This is a genomic window from Lachnospira eligens, from assembly GCF_009680455.1.
Classification (GTDB): domain Bacteria; phylum Bacillota; class Clostridia; order Lachnospirales; family Lachnospiraceae; genus Lachnospira; species Lachnospira eligens_A.
In genome coordinates, this window is sequence record NZ_WKRD01000003.1 from 317149 (window position 1) to 342491 (window position 25343).

A 25343-nucleotide genomic window follows, 5' to 3' on the forward strand; every position below is an offset into this window, starting at 1 on the left:
TCAATAATGATTTGGGCGGATTATTTAGAAAAGGAAAACACACATGAAGTTAAATGAACTTAAGATTGGACAATGTGCAAGAATTACCTCAGTTGGCGGTGAAGGCGCATTAAGACAGCATTTTCTTGATATGGGCGTAATTCCCGGGGCGGAAGTTACGCTTGTGAAACTTGCACCTATGGGTGATCCAATGGAATTACAGATACATGGTTATGAACTGACACTTCGAGTTGCCGATGCAGGAGAGATTACTATTGATCCTATAGATGAGCGTACAAGAAAACACGAAAGACCAGACCGAATATATAAGTCTGATCATCCGGGACTTGGTGAAACTGGTAAATACCATGCTAAGGGAGATGGGGAAAAGCTTCCTGAAGGAACAAAGCTTACATTTGCATTGGTTGGTAATCAGAATTGTGGAAAGACAACTCTGTTTAATCAGCTTACCGGTTCTAACCAGCATGTCGGAAACTTTCCGGGTGTTACAGTTGACTGCAAGAGCGGTATGATTAAGGGACATGAGAATACATCAGTAACGGATTTACCGGGAATATATTCTATGTCTCCATACAGCAGCGAGGAGATTGTTTCAAGAAATTTTGTGCTTAATGAGAAGCCTAAGGCGATTATTAATATTGTTGATGCAACTAATATTGAGAGAAATATGTATCTTACAATGCAGCTTTTAGAGATGGATGTGCCTATGGTTCTTGCACTTAATATGATGGATGAGGTAGTAGGCAATTCAGGTTCTATTGATATTAATGGCATGGAAAATATGCTTGGAATCCCGGTTATTCCTATATCTGCTGCCAAGAATGAAGGCGTTGATGAGCTTATAAGGCATGCACTTCATATTGCAGAATATCAGGAAAAGCCGGAAAGAACTGATTACTGTGATGAGAATGATTTCGGAGGAGCAGTACACAGATGTATACATGCAGTAATTCATCTTATAGAGGATCATGCAAAGAGAGCTGATATTCCAGTAAGATTTGCAGCAAGTAAGATTATTGAGGGTGACCCTCTTATATTAAAACTGTTGCAGCTTGATGAGAATGAAAAAGAAATGCTTGAGCATATTGTACTTCAGTTGGAGAATGAGAGAGGTCTTGACAGAAGTGCGGCAATCGCGGACATGAGATTTACATTTATAGAGAAGATATGTGAAGCTAATGTTGTTAAGCCTAAGGCAAGTAAAGAAAGAATACGAAGCCAGAAGATTGATAAGATTCTTACTGGAAAATATACGGCAATACCTTGCTTTGTAGCAATTATGCTTGCAATATTCTTTCTTACATTCAATGTGATTGGTGCATTTTTACAGAATGTTCTGCAGATGGGTATTGATGCACTTACTGGCGTTGTTGACAATGCACTTGCAGCGGCAGGCGTGAATAAGGTTATTCACAGTCTTGTAATAGATGGAATATTTGCAGGTGTCGGCTCAGTGCTTTCATTCCTGCCGATTATTGTTACACTGTTTTTCTTCTTATCACTTATGGAGGACAGTGGTTATATTGCAAGAGTAGCATTTTTTATGGATAAACTATTAAGAAAGATTGGTCTGTCAGGAAGAAGTATTGTTCCTATGTTGATTGGATTTGGATGTACTGTTCCTGCGGTTATGGCAACAAGAACGCTTCCAAGTGAGAGAGACAGGAAGATGACAATTCTTCTTACACCATTTATGAGCTGTTCAGCCAAGCTGCCAATATATTCATTCTTTGTCAGTGCATTTTTCCCGGGAAAGGGCGCACTTATAATGGGAGGCTTATATTTCTTTGGAATTATTATGGGAATTCTTGTGGCATTGCTTTACAAAGGAACATTGTTTAAAGGCGAAGCTGTTCCTTTCGTTATGGAACTTCCTAATTACAGACTTCCAGGCATGAAAAATGTTTTGCAGTTATTATGGGAAAAGGCCAGAGATTTCTTGCAGAGAGCATTTACAGTTATATTTGTTGCAACTGTAATTGTCTGGTTTTTACAAAGCTTCAATCTGCACCTTAATCTTGTTACAGATTCAAAGGACAGCATACTTGCACTTATTGCGGGAATAATAGCCCCTGTATTTGCACCTTTAGGATTAGGTGACTGGAGAATATGTACATCTTTGCTGTGTGGTGTCATGGCAAAGGAAAGTGTCGTATCAACAATGCAGATACTTTTCGGGACAGGCATACGGGCAGCACTTTCAACAGCCGGTGCAGCCGCAATGCTTGTATTCAGTCTTCTGTACACACCTTGTATCGCAGCAATTGCTTCAGTAAAGCGTGAGCTTGGCGGAAAATGGGCAGTTATAATGGTTGTATGGCAGTGCCTGATTGCGTGGGTGATGGCATTTGTTGTGCATGCTGTTGTGATGCTATTCTAGAAAGCATTTATTTCATGTGACATTACTGGTGAAAATGTGGTAAAATAATCTAAGATTATGCTAAAAGCAAGGAGCGGATGGTTATGAAATACATTTTTACTAATGGACATATCCTTGATGGAACTAAGGATATGAAAGTTTTGGATGGTCATTCTGTGCTTGTTGAAGATGACAAGATTACTGGTATTGTGAAGGGTAACACTGTACCAGACGGCTTTAAGGAGATTAATCTTGAGGGTAAATACCTTATGCCGGGGCTTATTAATATGCATGTTCATCTTGCAGGCAATGGAAAGCCACAGAAAAAGCAGAGAGATAATGAAAAGACTGTTAAGCTGCTTATGGGAACAGCACTTTCAAGGGCTGTGACATATAAGGTCGTAAAGGATTTTGCAAAGACAGAGCTTATGAGTGGTGTTACTACTATAAGAACTGTCGGTGGCCTGGCGGATTTTGATACAAGAGTAAGGGATGATATCAGAAATGGCAAGGCTGACGGACCAAGAATACTTGCAGCTAATGAAGGAATTTCTGTGCCGGGTGGACATATGGCTGGTTCGGTTGCGGTAGCTGCTAACAATATAGATGAAGCACTTGTTCAGGTTGATATTGCAAAAAGCCAGAATGTTGACCTTATTAAGCTTATGATTACAGGCGGCGTACTCGACGCAAAGGCTAAGGGTGTTCCTGGTGAGCTTAAGATGAAACCTGAGATGGTTAAGGCTGTATGTGATAAGGCACATGCACTTGGATACAATGTTGCTGCACATGTAGAGTCGCCAGAGGGTGTAAGGGTTGCACTTGAAAATGGTGTTGATTCAATAGAGCATGGAGCAAAGCCTGATGATGAGATAATACATTTGTTTAAGGAGAATAATGCATTTTTATGCACAACATTATCACCTGCACTGCCATATGCTCTTTTTGACAGAAGCGTATCTAATGCGTCAGAGGTTGAGCAGTACAATGGCAATATCGTGTTTGAGGGAATAAAGGAATGTGCCAAGGCAGCAATTGCCAACGACATTCCGGTCGTACTTGGTAATGATGTTGGCTGTCCATGGATTACACAGTATGATTTCTGGAGAGAGCTTTATTATTTCCACAAATATGTAGGTGTAAGCAATGCATTTGCATTATACACAGCTACGCTTAACAGTGCAGTAATGGCAGGGATTGGTGATGATACAGGTTCTGTTGAAGCCGGTAAATGTGCTGACCTGATTGTAACTAAGAATAATCCGTTAGATGATCTCAGGGCACTTCGTAACGTGGATTTAGTCATGGCACGAGGCAGATTATACAATAATCCGAAGTTCAAAACGAAAAATATTGTCACTAAAGAACTGGATAAATTTTGTGATTTGTGTTAATTTTATTAAAGAATTTTACTTAAAGGAATAAGATTATGAAGATAGGATTTGATAATGACAAATATTTAAAAATGCAGTCTGAGCATATTAAGGAGAGAATTGCCAAGTTTGACAATAAGTTATATCTTGAGTTTGGCGGAAAGCTGTTCGATGATTATCATGCTTCAAGGGTTCTTCCAGGATTTAAGCCGGACTCAAAGCTTCAGATGCTTTTACAGTTAAAGGAGCAGGCTGAAGTTGTTATTGCAATAAGTGCAGAAGATATTGCAAGTAATAAGATTCGTGGCGATTACGGAATTACATATGATCAGGAAGTATTAAGACTTATAGATGAATTTACGGAATATGGACTTTTTGTAGGCAGTGTCTGCATCACTAAGTATTTCCAGCAGCCAGAGGTTGATAATTTTATCAAGGTGTTAGATGCACATGAAATTAAGAATTTCAAGCATTACAAGATTGCCGGATATCCTAATGATGTTGCCAAGATTGTAAGTGATGATGGTTACGGAAAGAATGAATTTATTAAGACTACCAGACCACTTGTAGTTGTTACTGCTCCTGGTCCTGGAAGCGGAAAGATGGCTACATGTCTTTCACAGCTTTACCATGAATATAAGCATGGTGTTAAGGCTGGATATGCGAAGTTTGAGACATTCCCAATCTGGAATATTCCACTTAAGCACCCTGTTAATCTTGCTTATGAGGCAGCGACAGCAGACCTTAATGATGTTAATATGATTGATCCTTTCCATTTGGAAGCATATGGTAAAACAACGGTTAATTATAACAGAGATATCGAGATATTCCCTGTGCTTAATGCTATGTTCGAGCTCATTGCCGGTGAGAGTCCATATAAGTCACCAACAGATATGGGTGTTAATATGGCTGGTAACTGTATTGTTGATGATGAAGCATGCCGTTATGCTTCTAATATGGAGATTATCAGAAGATATTACAAATATTTATGCGACCAGAAGAGAACTGGTGTAAACAGTCAGGAAATTTATAAGATTGAGCTTTTAATGAATCAGGCAGGAATCACACCATCTTCAAGACCTGTTGTTAATGCTGCACTTGAAAAGTCAGCAAAAAGCGGTGATAAACCGGCGGTTGCAATTGAGTTAGAAGACGGAACTATTGTTACTGGAAAAACAGGTGATCTGTTAGGTGCTGCGTCATCAGCATTGCTTAATGCATTAAAGCAGCTTGCAGGAATAGATGATTCAGTTGACCTGCTATCACCTGAGTCAATCAGTCCAATCCAGACCTTAAAGACTAACTATCTTGGCAGCAGGAATCCAAGACTTCATACAGATGAAATTCTTATTGCACTTTCATCTTCAGTTGTAGCCAATCCGTTAGCTGACAAGGCATTAAAGCAGATGCCTAAGCTTTATGCATGTGATGTTCATTCAACAGTTATTCTTTCAGCGGTAGACAAGGATACATTTAAGAGACTGGGCATGAATCTTACATGTGAGCCTGCTTATGAGGAAGAAAAGAGATTTCATAAGAATTAGTTATTGACACACATGCAGGCATTTGATATTATTTATCAAGTAATTAAATATTCCATGAGGGAGTAGTTAGCGCGAAAGTGTGATTTGTCAACATTCTGATTATAATTAAAGAGTATAATCTGGCAAATCTTAAATAATGAGACTCATGTATATCAATTAACAGTTAGTGTTGTACACGGAAGGTAGTTGATATACATGAGTCTTTTTTTATCTGTTGGATATAGTAGTGGCAGAGTTTTTAAGCTGACGACACTTATTATGGAGAGAAAAAAAGGAGGAAAACATGGAAAAATTCATTAACAATGCACCATTTGCTCTTGTACTTGTATGTCTTATAATCGGTTTTGTTCTGCTTATTAAAGGTGCAGACTTTTTCGTAGAAGGAAGCTCAAGTGTAGCAAAGAGACTACATGTTCCATCTATTATTATTGGACTTACAATTGTTGCAATGGGAACATCGCTTCCAGAAACGGCGGTCAGTGTATCTGCATCAATTACAGGCAACAATGAGCTTGCAGTAAGTAATGTAGTCGGTTCTAATATATTTAACCTGATGGTTGTTATTGGCGTGTGTGCAATGATTGCAACAGTAAATGTTGCAAAAGAAACAATAAAAAGAGATATCCCATTTTCACTTATCTGTGCAGGACTTTTATTGATTTTAGGAATCCTTGGGGTTGGTGATAAGTCAGGAATGATGCTTGGACATTTTGATGGTGTAATATTTATCGGTGCATTTGCAGGATACATTTTTTACATGATTAAGATTGCACTAAAGGCAAGCAAAGAAGGCAAAAAAATCGAGATTGAGGGCGGTTCTGATGAAGATATTAAGTTGATTTCAGTTCCGCTTAGTATTCTGTTTATTATTGGCGGTGCAGCTGCGATTGCAGTAGGCGGAGATATTACCGTAGACGCTGCCTCAAGGATAGCGAGTGACCTCGGAATGAGCCAGACACTTATTGGGCTTACAATAGTTTCAATAGGAACATCACTTCCAGAGCTTGTAACTTCAATAGTTGCAGCCAGAAAGAACGAAGTCGATATGGCACTTGGTAATGCGATTGGTTCAAATGTATTTAACATACTTATGGTACTTGGTATTGCATCAGCAATCAGCCCAATCAGCATAATTACAGAAAATATTATAGATTTGTGTGTGCTTATTGTATTTACAATATGTGTATGGATATTTGCTGGAACAAAGAAGAAAATCGGAAGAATCGAAGGTTTTTCAATGGTTGCACTTTATGTGATATATGCAGTTTATATCATAATAAGATAAATGAGGTAACATACAAATGCTGTTGTTTTTAAAAGTGTTTTTTACTGAATTCATAGCTGAGATGGGCGATAAAACCCAGCTCATGCTTATTGCTCTTACTTCTAAATATAAGTTAAGAGATATTATATCAGGAACTGCTGTAGCAATTCTTGTACTTAACGGACTTGCTGTTTTAGCAGGTGGGCTTGTCAGTGAATTTATTCCTGACTGGCTTATAAAGACTATTGCAGCACTTGCATTTCTTTATTTTGCTGCATCAACTATTGCAGGGGATGATGATGACGAAGAAGAAGGCAGCGGCAAATCAAAGATTAAGTTTGCACCACTTGCAGTTTTCTTTACATTTTTCATTGCAGAACTTGGTGATAAGACACAGCTTACAGCCATAACATTTGGTGCTAATGAAGGTATGAGTGCAGCTCTTGTTGTATGGATAGGATGTTCACTTGGACTTTTTGCGGCTGACATTCTTGGTATGTTAGTCGGATATCTGTTAAAGAGCAAGACTCCGGACGGACTGCTTAATACACTTGCATTCGCAATATTCTCGATATTCGGTGTATATACACTTTATCAGGGACTTAAGCTTATAAGAAGATATGTCTGTCCGATTCCTGTATGGCCAATACTTATAGCTGCAACTGTTGTTTTTGTTGTTATATGTGTCTGTCTTTTTATAAGAAGAGAGAAGGAAAAGAATGATTAGAATGAAAGTAATCGTATCATTTTTTATGTGATGCGATTATTTTTTTTGTAAATATGCCGATATAATATTAAGAAAAGTCAAGGATGACTTTATCCAATACATTTACATTCAAGGAGGAATGAATTATGAGTAGTATATCTTCAGGGAATTTTTCCCAGATAGCCGGTTCGTATGCAGATACAGCGGCTGTTTATTCTAAGCCAGAGACAACTAAGACCGATGAGACAAGCGGAAAGAAGAAAGTCAGTGGTCAGACTATTGGCAATCCCAAGTTAAGCGAGAAAGCAAGCAAATATTATGAACAATTAAAGAAAAAGTACTCTAATATGAACTTTATTCTTGTAAGTGAGGATCAGAAAGAGAATGCCAAGGCTAATGCTGCAGGTTATGCTAATTCTAATAATATGGTTGTCCTTATTGATGAGAATAAAATTGAAAGAATGGCTTCTGATGAGAATTACAGAAAACAGTATGAAGGAATTATTGCAAATGCTGCCAGTGGAATCTCACAGCTTGCAAGCAGTCTTTCAGCAACAGGAACTAGTGTAAAGGGCTTTGGAATGCAGGTTAATGATAATGGTACAGCATCATATTTTGCTGTGCTTGAAAAGTCAAGTGCTGCACAGAAGGAGCGCATTGAGAAGAAGGCTGTAGAAAAGAAAGAAGCTAAGAAGACAGCACAGAAGAAGGCAGAAAAGAAAAAGAATGAGGAGCGGCTGGAAAAGAAACGTAAAGAGACCGGGGATGTCGATGATACTGACGATACAGAGACCGTAACAGTGACAGCTTCATCAATAGAAGAGCTTCTTGAAAAGATAAAAGACCAGGAACAGCTTTTCTTAAGTGATACAGTAAAAACTCCACAGGAGAAGAATGTGGGTCAGAATGTTGACTTTTCTGTATAATGTCAGGGGGTGTGCCTAGTGATATTATCAGGAACAATAGCAAGTACCGTACAATTGCAGATGCTTAACAACAAATGGATGCAGAAAAAGGAATCTGGCAATGTTTTATCTAAGCAGGAGTTAAACGAGCGTTCTACATGGACATCCGAGCAGTTTATGATTGCAGATTTTCAGGACCAGTTAGAACATAATCGAGAAACACAGAAGCGTCAGAAAATTGATAATAAGATTATGTCAGGTGGGAGTCTTTCGCCTGAGGAAATATCTTATCTTGAAAAGAATGATCCTGTTGCTTTAAAGAAATATCGTGAAACTAAAGAAGATAAAGAAAGCTACAAGGAAAAACTCAGACAGTGCAAGACTAAGGAAGAGGTTGACCGTGTAAAGCTGCAGAAGCTTGGAGAACTGGAGAGTTCATTAAGCAGTGTCGTCAATGACCCGACAATACCTAAAAGTGCCAAGTTAGCGAAAGCCCAGGAAATACTTGCAAAGACTAACAACATTGAGGCTGCACATCTTGAGTTTGTCAAATCCGCAGATTATCAGAGTATGCCAACTGATGACGAAAAGAAAGAACAGGATGCAGCAGATAATGATATATCAGATGAGATAACAGACAGCGAGAAAGCTGATGATACTGAACTTACTGATGCTTCTGATAATATACCAGATAAAGCAGATTCTGTAGATACAAAAATATCAGATAAAACATCTGAAAAAGATAATCACAAGAAAGAATACAGTACAGAAATTAAGAAAGTTAGCCGAAAGCTTAAGAAAGGTTTTGAGGCGGCTGACATGCATGTTGACATAATTGTATAATTATGTATGATAGGGAATCCACTCAGATATGACTAAGAATAGTTATGTCTGGGTGGATATTATTAAAAGGATTAAATATTTTGTCACATGGTAATCACTTCGCTAAAGCATAGTTTAACGAAGTGATTCAGAACGCTCCGTTTGCGTGGTTCTGTTTGTGATACTAAATACTCTAATTAATATTTACACTATACCACATAACCCTCGATTCTATGATATAATATCCTAAGAAATTTCTCCGAGGAGGATAATGTATGGAATACGATGTTATTATTATTGGAGCCGGACCGGGCGGAATCTTTTCTGCGTTCGAGCTTATGAAAAAGTCACCCGAAACCAGAGTGGCTGTGTTTGAAGAAGGCAACACATTAGAGAAGAGAAAATGTCCTATAGACGGCAAGAAGGTTAAATCGTGTATTAAATGTCCAACATGTGCGATTATGAACGGATTTGGTGGTGCTGGTGCATTTTCAGATGGTAAATATAATATAACTAATGATTTCGGCGGAACTCTTTATGAGTATATCGGCAGGGATCAGGCAATCAATCTGATGAAGTATGTTGATACAATCAATACATCACATGGTGGCGAAGAGACTCACATGTATTCTACAGCAGGCACTAAGTTCAAGACTTTATGCATGCAGAACAAGTTAAAGCTCCTTGATGCGTCAGTAAGACATCTTGGAACAGACATTAACTATGTTGTTCTTGAAAATATGTACAATGAGATGAAGGACCATATAGACTTCTACTTTAATACTCCTGTAAGCAATATTGAGGTGATTGATGGTGGTTACAGAGTATTCTATAAGGATGAGTACATGGATTGTGACAAATGTATTGTTTCCGTTGGTCGAAGCGGAAGCAAATGGATTGAAAATGTCTGTCAGAAGCTTGAGATTCCAACCAAGTCTAACCGTGTTGATATCGGTGTGCGAGTTGAGCTTCCGGCTGTTATATTTTCACATCTTACAGATGAGTTGTACGAAAGCAAGATTGTATACAGAACAGAGAAATTCGAAGATCTTGTAAGAACATTCTGTATGAATCCTAATGGAATCGTAGTTAATGAGAACACTAATGGTATTGTAACAGTTAACGGACACAGCTATGAAGGTGCTGAGAAGCAGACAGAGAACACCAACTTTGCGCTTCTTGTTGCAAAGCATTTTTCAGAGCCATTCAAGGACAGTAACGGATACGGTGAAAGTATTGCAAGACTTTCCAACATGCTTGGTGGAGGTGTTATTGTCCAGAGATTTGGCGACCTTATGAGAGGAAGAAGAAGTACAGAAAAGCGAATTGAGGAGGGGCTTGTAAAGCCTACTCTTGCTGCTACTCCGGGGGATTTAAGTCTTGTACTTCCTAAGAGAATTCTTGATGGAATTATTGAGATGATTTACGCACTTGATAAGATTGCACCGGGAACTGCCAATGATGATACACTTCTGTATGGCGTTGAGGTTAAGTTCTACAACATGGAAGTTGAGATTGACAACAATCTTGAGACAAGATATAAGGGCTTATACATAATTGGCGACGGAAGCGGCGTTACACATTCATTATCACATGCTTCTGCCAGTGGCGTATATGTTGCAAGAAAGATTATTGAAGAAATGTAGTCACATAATATTAATTAATAAGGGAGATTGCCATAAGACAGTCTCCCTTTAATAGTTTAATTAATATTTTTATTAAGCTTTATTATTTCAGCCCCTAACAGATTGGCATCATCAGTTCCATGAGTTGCAATAAGCAAAGTACGGTTATTACGCATTTTTAAGATATAGTCTATTACATTTAACTTAGTATCCTTATCTAAACCTGTGAATGGTTCATCAAGTATTATAAGTTTCCCGGGATATGATAATGCTCTTGCAAGTGCAACTCTTCTTTTCATTCCACCGGATAATGAACTTACAGGAATATCAAGACTATCATCTGGAAGAATTGATAACAGATTATTACGGATTTCATCCCTATTGTTTTTTCCATGAAGCACTATTCTGACATTGTCTATTGCAGAAAGGTAAGGAATAAGCCTGTCCTCCTGAAACATACAAGATATGCTTTTAGTATCTATACCGGATACACTGCCGGAATCAGCACGTTCGAGTCCTATTAGAATTCTTAAAAGTGTAGTTTTTCCTATACCTGATGATCCCATAAGACAGTATATAGAATTATCTTTAAGGGTAATATTAACATTTTTAAGAACTTCATTGTCATCAAAGGTTTTGCATAAATCAGTGATTATAATACTCACAATAATTCTCCTGACATTTTAAATTTATTGGATAGAAAGCAGGCTTGTAACACAGTAAAGTGTCTGACCGTTATATACAACCCTTGACCAGCCAACCTCTGTATTATAACCGGTTCTCGTAAAAAACTCGCCTTTTTTAGCAGTTGCAACAACAACAGAATCTGCATCAGTCACACTAGGCTTATTCCTAAGATTAACCTCTTCCTTAGGAGTTACAGTATCGTTACAGTCTGTGAATTTCGTGTTAAATCCGGTTGCAGGACTTTCTGTTGCTTTAGGTGTAAGGTCTGTTGTTAAGTAACTTGTAACAGCGTATACAGTTTGTCCATTGTATACAAGTCTTGACCAGCCACTGCTGCTTGTTCCAGTCCGTGTAATTGTTTCACCATTGATAAGTGTTGCAATTACTGTTGCGTCTGTATCCTGACTAGGCTTGTCACGAAGCCTTACTTCATCTTTGGCAGTAACGGTGTCATTAACAGAGGTGAATACCATGCCTGCTTCTACATCTGGGGATGCGGCAGCTGCAGTTTCACCGCTTAGAGAGCCGTTACTTTCTGAATAACCGAAATAAGCAACGTTAATATCAACATTTGTACCAATTCCTGCTACCCTGCCCTGATTAGTATACTGCCACATGCTGTATGTTCCTGTATATGATGTGGATGGAGTCTCTGGATAAGGCGTTGACGGATATTGTGCAACCCATATCTTAAATGATTTTTCAAGACTTGCAATGTTCCACTGGCTGTTATTGGTAAGTTCAGAGCAAGCGGCATAGAACATAGGTGTATAGCCTTTATCATATATTTCCTGTAAAAATGCAACAGCTACGTCAGTTCTTTCAGCCTTAGTCATGCTCTTCTGCCTGCTTTCAGATGTGTTGAAGCCTTCACAGTCAAATGCTACAGGGTAAGTTATACTGTAGTCTGCTATGAAATCAGCAACCCAGTCTGCTTCTTCAATAGCTTCAGCTTCATTAACTGCTGATGAGAAGAAGTATACACCAACTTTAATTCCGTTGGCTGCAGCCTGCTGCATGTTGTATTTTGCATTGGTGTCAGCATAGATAACACCTGTTTTCTGCGCTCTGTAGCCAACTCTTATCATTGCAAAATCAACACCTGATGAAGCAGCCTGTGCCCAGTCGATAGTTCCCTGAAATTTAGAAACGTCTACGCCAATAGTTATATCTGATGTTTCATTAGTGCTGTTAGAAAGAATTACAGAAGCACCATTACCGGCTGACTGATTCATCGCTCCATCATTGTCGGAATACTGCGGATCCTGTTCTTTCTCATCTTTATCGCTTAAAGTATTATTGCCGTCGGTATCTGTTTCACTGACAGACGAAGTTTCTTCGGTTGAAGATGCATTTGCAGGTACTTTTTTCCCTCTATGACCGAAAGAAACAATAAGTACAATTATTAATGCAATTACTGCTGCTGCAACAATTATGATTGCAGGCAGTAATTTCTTCCAGTTAATATGAATAGAATCATCAAGATATCCAAAATCATCGTCATCAGAATTAAACAGCTTAGACATGTACATCGCCTCCTAATTTAAATAATCGCTGCACAGATAATTAAGAAGCAGAGCTGCACCATTACTATCCATTGCAGTACCATTTAGTCCCATATAGTTAATTGTCCAGTAACTAATGGATTCATCATATGTGAATTGAATCTTCAATGAAGAATTAGTGTTATTATATACTACTTTACCGTTGAATTCTACAACCTTTTTATTATCAGTAGAACTGAAAATAGTCCATTCGGGGTCTGTACATTTGTTATCCAGACATTGACCAAAGGTTATAGATTCATCCTGAAATATCTGCTGTTCTTTTACTGTATCGATTCTTGAATCTTGCATTGCGCTGGCTTTAGTACCAATGCCTGCGCGTGTCACACCAATAAAACATATTATTAATGTGAGTATGACAGCAAGAAGTGTTGAAACTGTTCCTGAAAATGCACCATCTAAACTGTCATGGTACAGAATGAACACAAGAATACCACCTGCTATCCCACCACCGAGATGACCGAGAATATCTACATTTGCACCATTAGATATAAGAGCATATACAACAATTAACGCAATAGATACGATTACAGTTGTCTTATTGGAATCAGTTTTTGAACTGAAATTAGTAAAAAGTGTTGCACACATTACACCGAATATTGCACCTGATGCACCTGCAGCAAAGCGGATTACATCGGGATTGATAAGGTGTGATACATATACAGATACAAGGCCTGATGCAAGTCCTGAACCGAAATATATAATTGCAGTACGAAGAGAACCGACACGGGGTTCAAGTCTTGAACCGAACAGATACAGAGCAACCATATTATTAATAAAATGTGGCAAATTAGCATGCAGAAACATATAAGTCAGAAGCCTTATATATTCTTTATTATTATGAATATACTGGTAATTAAGTCCACCTGTTTCAAAATGATCACTGCCTGCTATTATGCACATAATGCCTGCAAGTAGATTGGCAAGGATTATAATAAGCACAACAGGCATGTTCCTAAGACTGACTTCTGAATATCGTTTCTTTTGACTGTGTTGATAAAAATCTTCAGGATTAATTCTGTCAGATTTAATCTCGTATACTTCATCATCAAGATGAAGGTCATCAAATCCATTGGGCTTAAACTCGCTTTGATAGCTGTTATGATAGTTGTTATTGTAATCTGGTTCCATAGAATATTTCTCCCCTCATGTTAATTTTCCACTCTACAAAAAAAGAATTCAGCATTACACTAAATTCTTTTTCATTATAACATATTGGGTCAATATGTGTTATTTAATATGAAGCTGTGCTTTAATAATAATTCTTTGAGAACCATCCATTTTGGCTTTAATACTTCCGTTATGCTCGGAAACAATAGCCTTTGCAATTGAAAGACCAAGACCATATCCGGTTATCTTAGCAGATGTTGAATCAGCCCTGTAGAATCTGTCAAACATTCTGTCAGTAAGATTCTTATCAATATTATCAACATCATTGCTTACGATTAAAACAATATAGCTTCCTGAAGAATATAATTTAAAGTCTATGTTACCTTTACCTGATGAATATTTAAATGCGTTATCAAGAAGAATTGTAAATAGCTGCCGTACTGATGATGCGTCACCGCAGCATGTAAGGTCAGGTGTAATATCGTAAGTAAAATGTTTACCTGAATCAAGTGCAAGTGCATTATAAGAGTGCACAGCTTCTTCTGCAAGGTCAGAAACAGGAAAAACCACACGTTTTATATGACCGTTGCGCTCATCCATTCTTGCAAGTGATACAAGACTGTTAGTCATAGCTGTAAGATTTTCTGCCTGTTTCTTTATATCTTCAATCCATTCATTATCAGGATTATCCATCTGTAATATATCAGCATCAGCTCTTATTACTGTAATCGGAGTCTTAAGCTCATGACTTGCAGATGTTATGAATTCTTTCTGCTTGCGGTGTGCTTTTGCAATAGGCATGACGATAAGCTTTGAAGTAAATATAAGAATCAGGAGCATAACCGCAATACCTGCACATGATGATTCTATAAGCGAAACAGCTGTTTTCTTAACATCATCTATCATATTACTTCGAAGTACGAATACAGCAATTGTACGTTTCTCTTTTTCATATATGCAATATCTGTAACCATTGTAAAATCCATCAAGTTCGCCTGTCTCATATGCCTCATAATATATTGCCAAAGCCTCATCTTCAGAAATATCAGATATGTTATCGATATTAATGGTTCTGGGGCGGTTATCTTTACCAAATGTAATATAGAAATACCTGGCATCTGCTTTAATTGGCTTCTTATCTAAAATATTAATATATATAGACGAAACAAGATGGTCGGATTTAGCGACCATCTTATTGTATGTGTTTCTGACACTTGTATATACTATAAATCCCTGCATAATTATTACAACTGCCATTGAAAGAACAATAAATTGTATTCTTAAGCGGGTAAGCATTTTCTCATTATAATTAGATGCTTTATTATTTTTTGACATTATATACCTTCTTTATATTAGTTGTTATTTTTTAAATAATATCCCATATTTCTTCTTGTAGCAATAGAATAATCAGACTTTAAAGCTTCAAGTTTTCTCCTGAGATAAGATATATAAGTCCATACGGTGCTGATATCAGAATCAGATTCACTGTCCCAGATTTTCTCCATAAAATGTTCTGCCGAAATAACCTGAGTTTTATTATTCATGAACATTAGCATCATCTGATATTCCTTATTAGTAAGAAGAAATGAACCTGAAGGAGAAGATAATTCACATGTAGTTGTGTTGAGCGAAATATTTCCAAGTGTAATAACATTATCTTGTTGTTTTTCAGAGCGTGTAAGTACACGGATTCTTGCAAGCAGTTCCCTTGTGTCAAATGGTTTGGTAAGATAATCGTTAGCACCATTATCAAGCCCTTCTACTTTATCATCTATTTCAGTCTTTGCAGTAAGCATAAGAACCGGAATGTTGCTGCCGCGTTTTCTTAAATTCTTTAAAGCTGTAATTCCATCCATTACCGGCATCATAATATCCATAATTACAGCATCATATATATCTTTTTCTAGATAATCAAGGGCCATCTGACCATTTTCAACGCAGTCAACAGAATAATTATTCTTCTGTAATATAGTTGAAACTGCCCTTGATAATGAGCGGTCATCTTCAACTAATAATATTCTCATATATAATCCTCCAGTCGAATAATATTAATTCCAGTAGCCAAGTTCTATACCCTTTAAGTATATAGCTTTGGCTTTGGAATAATATCCATAAGAGTTAAAATGTGTGAAATCAGCACGAATCTGTTCAGGAAGATTGCCTGTCTGTATATCAATTATATCATTTTCGGTTGGAGTAAGTCCACAGTCAGATAGTGCATTTTCCATAAGATAAAGTCTTGTGTTAAGGAAATGTTCTCCAAATGCATCATACAGAGCTTGTTCCCATAATGTTGCATGAAGTCCTGCATAATTACCATTATTATCGTATACATCCTGATATATGTCAGCTGATTCTCCCGGATTATCAGTATCACCAACAATTATATAATCAGCATAATAGCTGTTATCAATTATATTCTGATATTGTTTTATAAGTTCATCATAATCATTCTCCCAGCCACCATTACTTCCCATCTCAAGAATAAGAATATCATTGCGATGGTCATAAGCTGCTTTAGGAATAACCCTTGTCCATGCGTTAATATACATTTCAGTTACAGAATCAAAGTCTGCATCAGAACATATAGAAATATATAAGCCTTCATCAGCTCTTTCGACACAACATAAAACATCATTAATATATACTGTGTCTGGATATGTGTTATCTTCATATCCATATCCGCTGTAGTCATCCATAGTGATTGTTTCTTCATTTTCATCAACAAATTTTACATAAGCTAATGAGTGGTCGGTTATATAGATATCACGGTCAGTGTATATTGGAATTCCGCCCGCACGTAAAGAAATCTGATATGAATTCTCACCACCTACACCAAAGTTGTAGGTATTGATTGATGTAAAATATTGCAGAGCAGATGGAGTTGTAAAGTAAGATATGTCTTCAATACCATTATCAGAGTATATATATGCTTCGTTACATCCAGCTCCCTGCATCATACTATCACCCCAGCATGTTATGCTGCGTTCAGGGATTTCATCATCTAATACTGATTCATTAGTGTAAGACTCAAGAACAATATTATTGTTATTAGATAAAATGCATTCGGGCTGAGAGCTGTTTAATGTTATCTTAGATTCTTTTCCAGAACATCCTGTTAAGAACAGGCTTAATAATATAGTACATATATTTAATAAAGCAAAAAGGTTCTTTTTCATATGAATTTCTCCAATCTGATATCTTTTATCTTTGTTCTGACATTAATATAAAATATCAACCTAAAATTAATTTAAAAAATATTCACTAATCATCAATAAAATGGTAAAATATTAAAATATGTTTAGATAATGGAGGCAGATTATTATGGATTCAACATTAAGAAGAACATGGGCTGAAATAGATATGGATGCACTTGCACATAATTATGAAACATTACGGAAAAGAATTGGAGAAAATGTTAAGTTTTTAGGCGTTGTAAAAGCGGATGCTTACGGACATGGTTCTGTACAGGTAAGCAGACTTTTACAGGAGTCCGGAGCAGATTATCTTGCAGTAAGCAGTATAGATGAAGCTGTAGAATTAAGACACAATGGTATTACAATGCCGGTTCTTATACTTGGACATACACCTAAGGAAGAAGTATCTGAGCTTATTAAGAATAATATAACACAGGCTGTAACATGCAGGGCTAAGGCACTTGAATACAGTGAGGAAGCTGTTAAATGTGGTGGTACATTAAAGATTCATATTAAAGTTGATACAGGAATGTCAAGACTTGGATATCTGTGTGACGGAGATTATTTTGAAAGTGGTGTTGAAGGAATATGTGAAGGCTGTACTCTTCCAGGTCTTGATGCTGAGGGAATATTCACACATTTTGCAGTATCTGATGAATTTGGAGAAGAATATGAAAGCTATACTAAGCATCAGTTTGAATTGTTTACCAGTGTGATTGATGAAGTTGAGAAAAAACTTGGAAAGAAATTCAAGATAAGACACTGTGCCAATACAGGTGCTGTTGCAAGATATCCTGAAACATGGCTTGACATGGTAAGACCAGGACTTCTGCTCTATGGATATGGAGATTTTGCACAGGAACTTGGACTTAAGCCTGTTATGTCACTTAAGACAACAGTAAGCACAATCAAGACTTACCCTGCCGGAACAGCAATAAGCTATGGAGGAATATACAAGACTGACAGAAAGACAAGAATGGGAGTTGTTCCTTATGGATATGCTGATGGATATTTCAGATGTCTTTCTAACAGATATGAGCTTATGACAGAAGAAGGTCCTGCTCCACAGAGAGGCAAGATATGTATGGATATGTGCATGATTGATCTTACAGATAAAATGAATGTTGACGTTGGTAGTGAAGTAGAGATATTTGGTAAGGCTAATCCTATTGAGCATATGGCACAGCTTGCAGGAACAATTCCTTATGAGCTTACATGTGCAGTAAGTAAGCGTGTCCCTAGAATGTACATAAAGGATGGCAAAGTTTATGAAAAAGAATTATTGTTAAGAGGATAAATGAATGAAGAAAATATTATGTGTATTAATGTCCTGTTTATTGTTTGTGATGGCAGGATGTAGCGGGCATAGTAAGAATTTGAAATTTGGTGCAGCAGATATAGGCGGAGTGTATTATTCATTTGCAAGCACGTTTACACAGCTGGCAGATAAAGAGATTGATGGATATACATTTGAAACAAAGACTACTGCTGGTTCGGTTGCTAATTTAAGGCTTATATCTGATGGGTATATAGACCTTGCTATTGTCCAGGCAGATCTGTTAAGTGATGCATATAATGCAACTGGTACATTTGCTGATAAAAAATACCAGAAGGGTTACAAAGCGGTTGCTTCCCTTTATACAGAATGCTGCCAGATTGTTGTAAGGAAAGATTCTGGAATCACAGGTATTGATGACCTGATTAATAAAACTGTAAGTGTCGGTGCATCAGAGTCAGGAACCGAAAAGAATGCAGAACAGATATTAAAAATGAGTGGAATTACTGATGAGCTTATTAATAAGGTCAATATGGATTATACAGAAGCGGCAGAAAAACTTAAAGCTGGAGAAATTGATGCATTTTTCTGTACAGCAGGAACAAGAACAGAAGTTATAGGACAGTTGTCTAAAGAATGTGACATACGTCTTATAAGTCTTGATGACAAATGCATAGACAAGATGTTATCAGCGTATTCACTCTGTGAAAAACATACTATTCCGGCAGGAACTTATAATGGTCAGGATTCTGATGTGACAACTATTGGTGTTAAGGCAGTTCTGATTGCAAAGCAGTCACTCTCAGACGATGTTATTAAGAATGTGACTAAGACAATATATGAGCATGCTGATGATTTTAAGTATGCTACATCTCTTGATATTTCATTTGATATAAATACGGCGGCTGATGGAGTAGATATTCCGTTCCATTCAGGTGCAGCAGCTTATTATACAGAGCGTGGCATCAATGTTTTGACAGAATAATTCTGTATATCAGGTTAATGCTATAAAGAATGGAGAAATTTAATGAAGGTTCAGTTAGATATGTATCAGACGCTGTCTATTGCGGTACTTGTACTGCTTCTAGGCAGCTATTTACGAAAGAAAATTAAATTCCTTGAAAGGTTCTGTATACCGGCACCTGTTGTAGGAGGACTGTTGTTTGCTATATTTACATGTATATGTTATGTTACTCATATACTAGAGTTTTCATTTGATGACACACTTAAAGAAGTATGCATGGTATTCTTTTTTACATCCGTAGGATTTCAGGCTAATCTTAAAGTACTTAAAAAGGGCGGAAAGTCTATGGTGATATTTTTAGGATTAGTTATAGTACTTATATTTATACAGAATGGTGTTGCAGTAGGTTTATCTAAGATTATTGGGCTTGATTCACTTATAGGAATGTGTACAGGCTCAATACCTATGGTTGGCGGACATGGTACTGCGGGTGCATTTGGACCGGTACTTGAAGATTTTAATGTTAAGGGTGCAACGACAATATGTACTGCTGCAGCTACATTTGGTCTTATATTTGGAAGTCTTGTAGGAGGACCATTAGGCAAGAGACTTATTGAGAAGAAAAAACTTTTAGATACAGCAATTCCAGAGGATGACAGTCTTCTTATTGAAGACGAAAAGAAGCATGAAAGACATTCCAGAATGTATGCATCAGCCGTATTCCAGCTTATTATTGCTATTGGTATAGGAACTATTTTTTCATGGGCTCTTACGAAGACAGGACTCACTTTTCCTATATACATCGGGGCCATGATTGCAGCTGCGCTTATGCGTAATATTGCAGAATATGCAGGAAATGGAAAGCTTGTTATTCATATGGGAGAAATTAACGACCTTGGAGGTATAAGTTTATCATTATTTCTTGGAATGGCTATGATTACACTTAAGTTATGGCAGCTTGCATCACTAGCTCTTCCGCTTGTTATACTTCTTGGTGCACAGATAATTGTTATTGTTTTATTTACATATTTTATTGTATTCAATATTATGGGAAAAGATTACGATGCAGCAGTTCTTGTTGCAGGTACATGTGGATTTGGAATGGGAGCAACGCCTAATGCCATGGCAAATATGCAGGCAGTATGTGACAAATATGTTCCATCAGTTAAGGCTTATCTGTTAATACCACTTATAGGAAGTCTTTTTGCAGATTTCCTGAATAGTCTGGTTATAACTTTTTTTATCAATATATTATAATTATAGAGGAGTTAAATATGTTTAATATATTCAAAAAGGTAAAAAATAAAGTGAATACATCTGAAAAGGATTATAGTCTGTCGTATGATAATCTTGCTATTCCTGAGATACACAAGAAAGATTCAGGAAGTGAAGAAGATGATGCGGATATATCATCAGATATTGTTCCGGATGATAATAGAGATAAGCCACATGTCACATATGACAGTCTGGCAGTTCCAGAAGTGCATTTTAGAAAGAATAAATAAAAATAATGGGATGATATCACTAAAGGTATCATCCCATTATTTTTTATTAACCCTCAAGAACTTCTTCAATATTCTTAAGAATCTCTTCTTTATCAAATGGCTTGGTAATAAAACGTTTGGCACCAAGCTTAAGAGCTTCAATTACTTTATGCTGCTGTCCGGCAGCAGTTATCATAATTACTTTGGCATTAGAGTCATAAGCCTTAATTTCTTTAAGAGCTTCTGTTCCATCCATGTTAGGCATTGTAATATCAAGTGTAATTATATCAGGGTAATATGTCTTATAAGCAAGTACGCCCTCTAATCCGTCAGTTGCTTCAGCTAATACAGCGTAACCGGCTTCTTCAAGAATATCACGCAGAATCTTTCTTGACATTCCAGAATCATCAACGATAACTACTGTTCCTTTGCTGTCTAATGTCACTTCTCCACCTGCTTTTGCCATAATCTTTCTTACAACAGGCATATCTCCAGCTTTGGTTTCATCAGAGGCAGATATGAAAAGCAGAACTTCACTGTCATGGATATGAATAGGGAGTACATAAGCATCTCCTTTGGCAAACTGGTTTTCATAAGCAAACTGTGGAGTAATCTCCAACATGCTGCCCTTCTTAGAAAGTGCTGTTGCAAATAATCCGCTTATACAGTTAGTAAATTCACCTATAGCATCGTACACTTCTATTCCAAGATTAGCTATATTACTATGAGAGAATCCATTAGCTATATCAACTATAGCTGTCTGTTCACCAACACTTGCAAAACCAACAATAATATCAAGGTCACCTTCTAATTTCTGACCAGCAAGACATCTGTATTCAAGTTGTGAAATATGCTTAATTCTGTCTATATAGAAATCAGAGGTTACAAATCTTTCTATATTAGAAAGTGCAAGCCTGCATATATCAGTTACATATGACTTTGATGAAAAGGCAAATATCGGAACAATCTGTTCTAAATCATCATTCTTAAGACCATCCATATCCTCATCAGTAAAACCATGCTCCTTCTGGAATTCCTTAAGAAGCTCATCAACCTTCGATACCGATATATCTGCTGCTTCTGAAAGAACAGAAAGGAATATTGCATAGGCGCTTCCCTGCTTTTTAAGAAGAACATCTAACTGCTCTTCAGTAATATAACCCTCTCCAACAGCAATTTCACCAAATCTTGCATCCTTAGTTGTCTGTAAATGATTAATTTCATTCGCCTGTTTCTCAGTAATAATGCCATCAGCTACAGCAATTACACCAAGCTTTGCTCTTGATTCTGCAAGCCTTTCCATTATAGAATTGTACTTATTCTTATCTATAACCTCTTTTTCGATAAGAAATTTACCAAATAATTGACAAAACATTACATATCCTCCTAAACATTCACGATTTATTAATTAAATATATTTTATCAGCATTAGTCGGATATGTAAAGAATGTGTCGATACAAATTATTGTAAAGCCTTGAATGCTTCATCAAGATCTTCAATGATATCATCAATATTCTCTGTACCAATTGAAAGTCTGATTGTGTTAGGCTTGATTCCCTGATCAAGAAGCTCAGCTTCGTTGCACTCTGAATGAGTTGTGCTTGCCGGGTGGATTGCTAATGACTTAACATCGGCAACATTAGCAAGAAGTGAGAATAACTCAAGGTTATCAATGAACTTCTGTGCCTCAGCAGCACCGCCCTTGATTTCAAATGTAAAGATTGAACCACCGCCGTTAGGGAAGTACTTTTTATAAAGAGCCTGCTGTTCTTCGTTAGTAGAGATTGAAGGATGATTTACCTTCTCAACTAATGGCTGATCCTTTAAGTACTGAACAACCTTTAATGCGTTCTCTACATGTCTCTCAACTCTGAGTGATAATGTTTCAAGTCCCTGAAGGAAGATGAATGAATGAACTGGAGAAATTGTAGCTCCTGTATCACGAAGAAGGATAGCTCTGATATATGTAACGAATGTAGCAGGTGCTGTATCCTTTGCAAAGCTAACACCGTGGTATGATACATTTGGCTCAACAAGCCATGGGAACTTATCAGCAGCCCCTACCCAGTCAAATTTACCACTATCAACGATTACACCGCCAAGTGTTGTACCGTGTCCACCGATGAACTTAGTAGCTGAATGGATAACGATATCTGCACCGTATTCAATAGGTCTTACAAGGTAAGGTGTCGCAAATGTGTTATCAACAACAAGTGGAATGTTGTGTGCATGTGCAATCTTAGCAATTCTTTCGATATCAACAACTTCTGAATTAGGATTTCCAAGTGTTTCAATCTGAACAGCCTTAGTATTAGGTTTGATTGCTGCTTCAATAGCATCATAATCAAAAGGATCTACGAATGTAGCTTCAATTCCGTAATCTGGAAGTGTATGTGCAAGAAGATTATATGTTCCACCGTAGATATTCTTAGCTGCTACGATGTGGTCTCCTGCATGAGCAAGTGCCTGAAAAGCATAAGCTAAAGCTGCTGCACCAGAACCAACAGCAAGTGCTGCTACACCACCTTCAAGTGCTGCAATTCTTTTTTCAAATACATCCTCTGTTGGATTAGTAAGACGTCCGTAGATGTTACCTGCATCCTTAAGGCCAAATCTGTCAGCAGCATGCTGGCTGTTATGGAATACATATGATGATGTAAGGTAAATAGGTACTGCTCTAGCATCTGTTACCGGATCAGGCTGTTCCTGTCCTACATGAAGCTGTAATGTTTCAAACTTTAAATTTCTTTCAGAGTAAGATTTCTTTGCCATAATTAATTACCATCCTTTTTAATTTATTTCAAAAATGTATTGCTTTCTTGATGTTGATGATAATATAAACCCTTATCCCTACTATGTCAATAGGTTTGTATGATATTTTTTAAAAATATTTTGGAAATGTGTATTGGTTGTGCTTTGGGATGTGTATTTGGATTTGTTTTGCAGTGTGTATTGGGATGTGTTTTAGAATTGGCTGTATTATTGTATGAATTTTGCTGGAGACCTACTATACTCTGATAAGATAATAAAATAGTAGGCTTTTATTTCATGAATTAATCTTTGATTATCTGCAGAAATGCACTAGTCAACAAAAAGTAGACATCACTTTATATTTTTATACATCATTTAATGAGCATAATACTCCCTATACTGTTTTGGAGTCAGATAATTCAGAGAGTATGCCGGACGTTCTTCATTGAAGAATCTGATGTATTTCTCCACCTCATATGTTATATTTTCATTACTTGTAAGATGGAAATCATTAAATATCTCTGCTTTGATCCAACCATTGATTGCTTCCATGGCAGCGTTATCTGTTGGAGTACCAGCTCGAGACATTGAATGAACTATGTTATATAGTGGCAATAATTCATTGAAACTTTTTGAAGAATATACAGATCCTTGATCAGTATGTAACACCATTTCAAGATCTGGATTTTTCTTCTTAAGTTCAATTAATCCTTCTAACCCGTGAATATATGTCATACGATCACCTTTTCGTGATGAAAGTGAATATGAAAGTATTTCATTGTTCCATAAATCCATAAAAAGTGTTAGTTCATAATAACTTCCTTTTAAATGAAATGCGGTCATATCACTTACAACACACTGTAAAGGTCCTGTTATATCTAATCCTGTCAGTAGAAGATTTGGATAAATGCGATAAGGATCTCCTGGCTTTTTGTATCGATAATGCTTGGAAACACTTGCTATGCCCGCTGTTTTACATAGCTTATGAGCATACTGATCTGATACCATAAGTCCTGTATCCAGACGAATTTTTGCATTTAACCATCTATATCCATGTGATGGATATTTACTATGATATTCCTTAAATAATATAAGATTGGATACTAAAGTTTTTAATTTGTCAGAAGGTTTTTCTAAACGTTTTTTCCATTTATAAAATCCACTTCTGTTAATATCCAGAACATCACATAGATGCTTAACAGGAAATTGAGATGACATTTCCATTATGATTTCGTATTCTTGTTGTTTAAAATACTGTACTCCTTGTTTGCACCAGCTCCTTTCACTTCGTATCCTTTTTTTGCCCTTAATTCATTCGCTTTAGCTATAATAAGTTCATTTATTAATTCTTCTTTGGACATAGCCATATATGTATCAATGTCAGGTGAAGACAATGATTTTAAGACTGCTGAATTTTTCATTTTAGGCACTGTATTAGCAAGAGGAATTCCTTGTGCTTTCTTATAATCTGTCATGTATTTATGTGCACAGGATTCACTAAGATCATAAATCTCCATAGCCTCTTTATAAGTAATCTCGTGTAAATACATACGTCGTCCTATATCCATTCTTTCTTCTAAACTGTGCTTCATGTGACACCTCCATGATTCCATTATTGTATAAGTGACTAACTTATAAAAAATGGTACTCTTATATATAAATAATGTCTACAATAATTGGGTTGGTGTCTACTTTTAGATTACCACTTCA

General features: G+C 36.8%; 22 protein-coding genes. 12 read left to right on the forward strand and 10 right to left on the reverse strand.

Going from position 1 to position 25343, the window contains the following annotated elements; genetic code table 11:
- Window positions 1–43 precede the first annotated feature (43 nt).
- The 8 genes from feoB (at window position 44) to GKE48_RS05500 (ending at window position 10619) form a co-directional block, all read left to right on the forward strand.
- Window positions 44–2380 carry a ferrous iron transport protein B gene (gene feoB, locus GKE48_RS05465; protein WP_154300600.1) on the forward strand — a complete coding sequence of 779 codons (2337 nt, stop codon included), beginning with the start codon at window positions 44–46 and terminating at the stop codon, window positions 2378–2380.
- Between the two features lie 83 nt (window positions 2381–2463).
- The gene (locus GKE48_RS05470; protein WP_330583094.1) at window positions 2464–3753 is read left to right on the forward strand and encodes an amidohydrolase family protein; all 1290 of its coding nucleotides are present in this window, start codon (window positions 2464–2466) and stop codon (window positions 3751–3753) included.
- A gap of 35 nt (window positions 3754–3788) precedes the next feature.
- On the forward strand, window positions 3789–5276 hold the full coding sequence (locus tag GKE48_RS05475) for a DUF1846 domain-containing protein (protein ID WP_154300602.1): 1488 nt from the start codon (window positions 3789–3791) through the stop codon (window positions 5274–5276).
- 283 nt (window positions 5277–5559) lie between these two features.
- A complete protein-coding gene (locus tag GKE48_RS05480) occupies window positions 5560–6561 on the forward strand; it encodes a calcium/sodium antiporter (RefSeq protein WP_022098099.1) in 1002 nt (333 codons plus the stop codon).
- A gap of 16 nt (window positions 6562–6577) precedes the next feature.
- On the forward strand, window positions 6578–7267 hold the full coding sequence (locus tag GKE48_RS05485) for a TMEM165/GDT1 family protein (protein WP_055214236.1): 690 nt from the start codon (window positions 6578–6580) through the stop codon (window positions 7265–7267).
- Window positions 7268–7392: 125 nt separating this feature from the next.
- Window positions 7393–8172, forward strand: coding sequence for a DUF6033 family protein (locus GKE48_RS05490; protein WP_154300603.1), 780 nt, complete (start codon window positions 7393–7395; stop codon window positions 8170–8172).
- Between the two features lie 18 nt (window positions 8173–8190).
- Window positions 8191–8994 (forward strand): hypothetical protein, encoded by an 804-nt coding sequence (locus GKE48_RS05495; RefSeq protein WP_330583095.1) that lies wholly within the window; start codon window positions 8191–8193, stop codon window positions 8992–8994.
- A gap of 254 nt (window positions 8995–9248) precedes the next feature.
- Entirely contained in the window at window positions 9249–10619 is a 1371-nt protein-coding gene (locus GKE48_RS05500) for an NAD(P)/FAD-dependent oxidoreductase (RefSeq protein ID WP_055214231.1), read from the forward strand.
- A gap of 56 nt (window positions 10620–10675) precedes the next feature.
- On the opposite strand, the gene GKE48_RS05505 is transcribed toward GKE48_RS05500, so the two are convergent.
- The 6 genes from GKE48_RS05505 to GKE48_RS14760 all read right to left on the reverse strand — a co-directional run bounded on the left by GKE48_RS05505 (window position 10676) and on the right by GKE48_RS14760 (window position 17139).
- Entirely contained in the window at window positions 10676–11263 is a 588-nt protein-coding gene (locus GKE48_RS05505; protein ID WP_330583096.1) for an ATP-binding cassette domain-containing protein, read from the reverse strand.
- A 24-nt stretch (window positions 11264–11287) separates the two neighbouring features.
- A complete protein-coding gene (locus GKE48_RS05510) occupies window positions 11288–12811 on the reverse strand; it encodes a GH25 family lysozyme (RefSeq protein WP_022098089.1) in 1524 nt (507 codons plus the stop codon).
- Between the two features lie 12 nt (window positions 12812–12823).
- On the reverse strand, window positions 12824–13981 hold the full coding sequence (locus GKE48_RS05515) for a rhomboid family intramembrane serine protease (RefSeq protein ID WP_022098088.1): 1158 nt from the start codon (window positions 13979–13981) through the stop codon (window positions 12824–12826).
- A 99-nt stretch (window positions 13982–14080) separates the two neighbouring features.
- A complete protein-coding gene (locus tag GKE48_RS05520) occupies window positions 14081–15295 on the reverse strand; it encodes a sensor histidine kinase (protein WP_022098087.1) in 1215 nt (404 codons plus the stop codon).
- A gap of 17 nt (window positions 15296–15312) precedes the next feature.
- A complete protein-coding gene (locus GKE48_RS05525; protein ID WP_022098086.1) occupies window positions 15313–15984 on the reverse strand; it encodes a response regulator transcription factor in 672 nt (223 codons plus the stop codon).
- A gap of 24 nt (window positions 15985–16008) precedes the next feature.
- On the reverse strand, window positions 16009–17139 hold the full coding sequence (locus GKE48_RS14760) for a hypothetical protein (RefSeq protein ID WP_243138446.1): 1131 nt from the start codon (window positions 17137–17139) through the stop codon (window positions 16009–16011).
- A gap of 145 nt (window positions 17140–17284) precedes the next feature.
- On the opposite strand from GKE48_RS14760, the gene alr reads away from it, so the two are divergent.
- Genes alr through GKE48_RS05550 form a run of 4 tightly spaced genes read left to right on the forward strand, consistent with a single transcriptional unit; the run spans window position 17285 to window position 20902 of the window.
- Window positions 17285–18454, forward strand: a complete 1170-nt coding sequence (alr, locus tag GKE48_RS05535; protein ID WP_012740648.1) for an alanine racemase — start codon at window positions 17285–17287, stop codon at window positions 18452–18454.
- Between the two features lie 4 nt (window positions 18455–18458).
- A complete protein-coding gene (locus GKE48_RS05540; protein WP_154300604.1) occupies window positions 18459–19418 on the forward strand; it encodes a TAXI family TRAP transporter solute-binding subunit in 960 nt (319 codons plus the stop codon).
- 42 nt (window positions 19419–19460) lie between these two features.
- Window positions 19461–20654 (forward strand): sodium/glutamate symporter, encoded by a 1194-nt coding sequence (gene gltS / locus GKE48_RS05545; RefSeq protein WP_154300605.1) that lies wholly within the window; start codon window positions 19461–19463, stop codon window positions 20652–20654.
- Window positions 20655–20671: 17 nt separating this feature from the next.
- Window positions 20672–20902: a hypothetical protein gene (locus GKE48_RS05550; RefSeq protein ID WP_022098083.1), complete on the forward strand. Its 231-nt coding sequence runs from the start codon at window positions 20672–20674 to the stop codon at window positions 20900–20902.
- 46 nt (window positions 20903–20948) lie between these two features.
- On the opposite strand, the gene GKE48_RS05555 is transcribed toward GKE48_RS05550, so the two are convergent.
- The 4 genes from GKE48_RS05555 to GKE48_RS05570 all read right to left on the reverse strand — a co-directional run bounded on the left by GKE48_RS05555 (window position 20949) and on the right by GKE48_RS05570 (window position 25225).
- On the reverse strand, window positions 20949–22256 hold the full coding sequence (locus GKE48_RS05555) for a response regulator (protein ID WP_154300606.1): 1308 nt from the start codon (window positions 22254–22256) through the stop codon (window positions 20949–20951).
- Window positions 22257–22343: 87 nt separating this feature from the next.
- The gene (locus GKE48_RS05560) at window positions 22344–23654 is read right to left on the reverse strand and encodes an O-acetylhomoserine aminocarboxypropyltransferase/cysteine synthase family protein (protein WP_154300607.1); all 1311 of its coding nucleotides are present in this window, start codon (window positions 23652–23654) and stop codon (window positions 22344–22346) included.
- Window positions 23655–24008: 354 nt separating this feature from the next.
- Window positions 24009–24944 (reverse strand): IS3 family transposase, encoded by a 936-nt coding sequence (locus GKE48_RS05565; RefSeq protein WP_330375578.1) that lies wholly within the window; start codon window positions 24942–24944, stop codon window positions 24009–24011.
- Window positions 24857–25225: a hypothetical protein gene (locus GKE48_RS05570; RefSeq protein WP_154300608.1), complete on the reverse strand. Its 369-nt coding sequence runs from the start codon at window positions 25223–25225 to the stop codon at window positions 24857–24859. Before GKE48_RS05570 ends, GKE48_RS05565 begins: the two co-directional genes overlap by 88 nt.
- Between the last annotated feature and the right edge of the window lie 118 nt (window positions 25226–25343).

Bases quoted from the DNA above. Each gene is read 5' to 3' on its own strand.
- feoB (WP_154300600.1), top strand. From the start codon at position 44: ATGAAGTTAAATGAACTTAAGATTGGACAATGTGCAAGAATTACCTCA.
- GKE48_RS05470 (WP_330583094.1), top strand. From the start codon at position 2,464: ATGAAATACATTTTTACTAATGGACATATCCTTGATGGAACTAAGGAT.
- GKE48_RS05475 (WP_154300602.1), top strand. From the start codon at position 3,789: ATGAAGATAGGATTTGATAATGACAAATATTTAAAAATGCAGTCTGAG.
- GKE48_RS05480 (WP_022098099.1), top strand. From the start codon at position 5,560: ATGGAAAAATTCATTAACAATGCACCATTTGCTCTTGTACTTGTATGT.
- GKE48_RS05485 (WP_055214236.1), top strand. From the start codon at position 6,578: ATGCTGTTGTTTTTAAAAGTGTTTTTTACTGAATTCATAGCTGAGATG.
- GKE48_RS05490 (WP_154300603.1), top strand. From the start codon at position 7,393: ATGAGTAGTATATCTTCAGGGAATTTTTCCCAGATAGCCGGTTCGTAT.
- GKE48_RS05500 (WP_055214231.1), top strand. From the start codon at position 9,249: ATGGAATACGATGTTATTATTATTGGAGCCGGACCGGGCGGAATCTTT.
- GKE48_RS05510 (WP_022098089.1), bottom strand. From the start codon at position 12,811: ATGTCTAAGCTGTTTAATTCTGATGACGATGATTTTGGATATCTTGAT.
- GKE48_RS05515 (WP_022098088.1), bottom strand. From the start codon at position 13,981: ATGGAACCAGATTACAATAACAACTATCATAACAGCTATCAAAGCGAG.
- GKE48_RS05520 (WP_022098087.1), bottom strand. From the start codon at position 15,295: ATGTCAAAAAATAATAAAGCATCTAATTATAATGAGAAAATGCTTACC.
- GKE48_RS05525 (WP_022098086.1), bottom strand. From the start codon at position 15,984: ATGAGAATATTATTAGTTGAAGATGACCGCTCATTATCAAGGGCAGTT.
- GKE48_RS14760 (WP_243138446.1), bottom strand. From the start codon at position 17,139: ATGAAAAAGAACCTTTTTGCTTTATTAAATATATGTACTATATTATTA.
- alr (WP_012740648.1), top strand. From the start codon at position 17,285: ATGGATTCAACATTAAGAAGAACATGGGCTGAAATAGATATGGATGCA.
- GKE48_RS05540 (WP_154300604.1), top strand. From the start codon at position 18,459: ATGAAGAAAATATTATGTGTATTAATGTCCTGTTTATTGTTTGTGATG.
- gltS (WP_154300605.1), top strand. From the start codon at position 19,461: ATGAAGGTTCAGTTAGATATGTATCAGACGCTGTCTATTGCGGTACTT.
- GKE48_RS05550 (WP_022098083.1), top strand. From the start codon at position 20,672: ATGTTTAATATATTCAAAAAGGTAAAAAATAAAGTGAATACATCTGAA.
- GKE48_RS05555 (WP_154300606.1), bottom strand. From the start codon at position 22,256: ATGTTTTGTCAATTATTTGGTAAATTTCTTATCGAAAAAGAGGTTATA.
- GKE48_RS05560 (WP_154300607.1), bottom strand. From the start codon at position 23,654: ATGGCAAAGAAATCTTACTCTGAAAGAAATTTAAAGTTTGAAACATTA.
- GKE48_RS05570 (WP_154300608.1), bottom strand. From the start codon at position 25,225: ATGAAGCACAGTTTAGAAGAAAGAATGGATATAGGACGACGTATGTAT.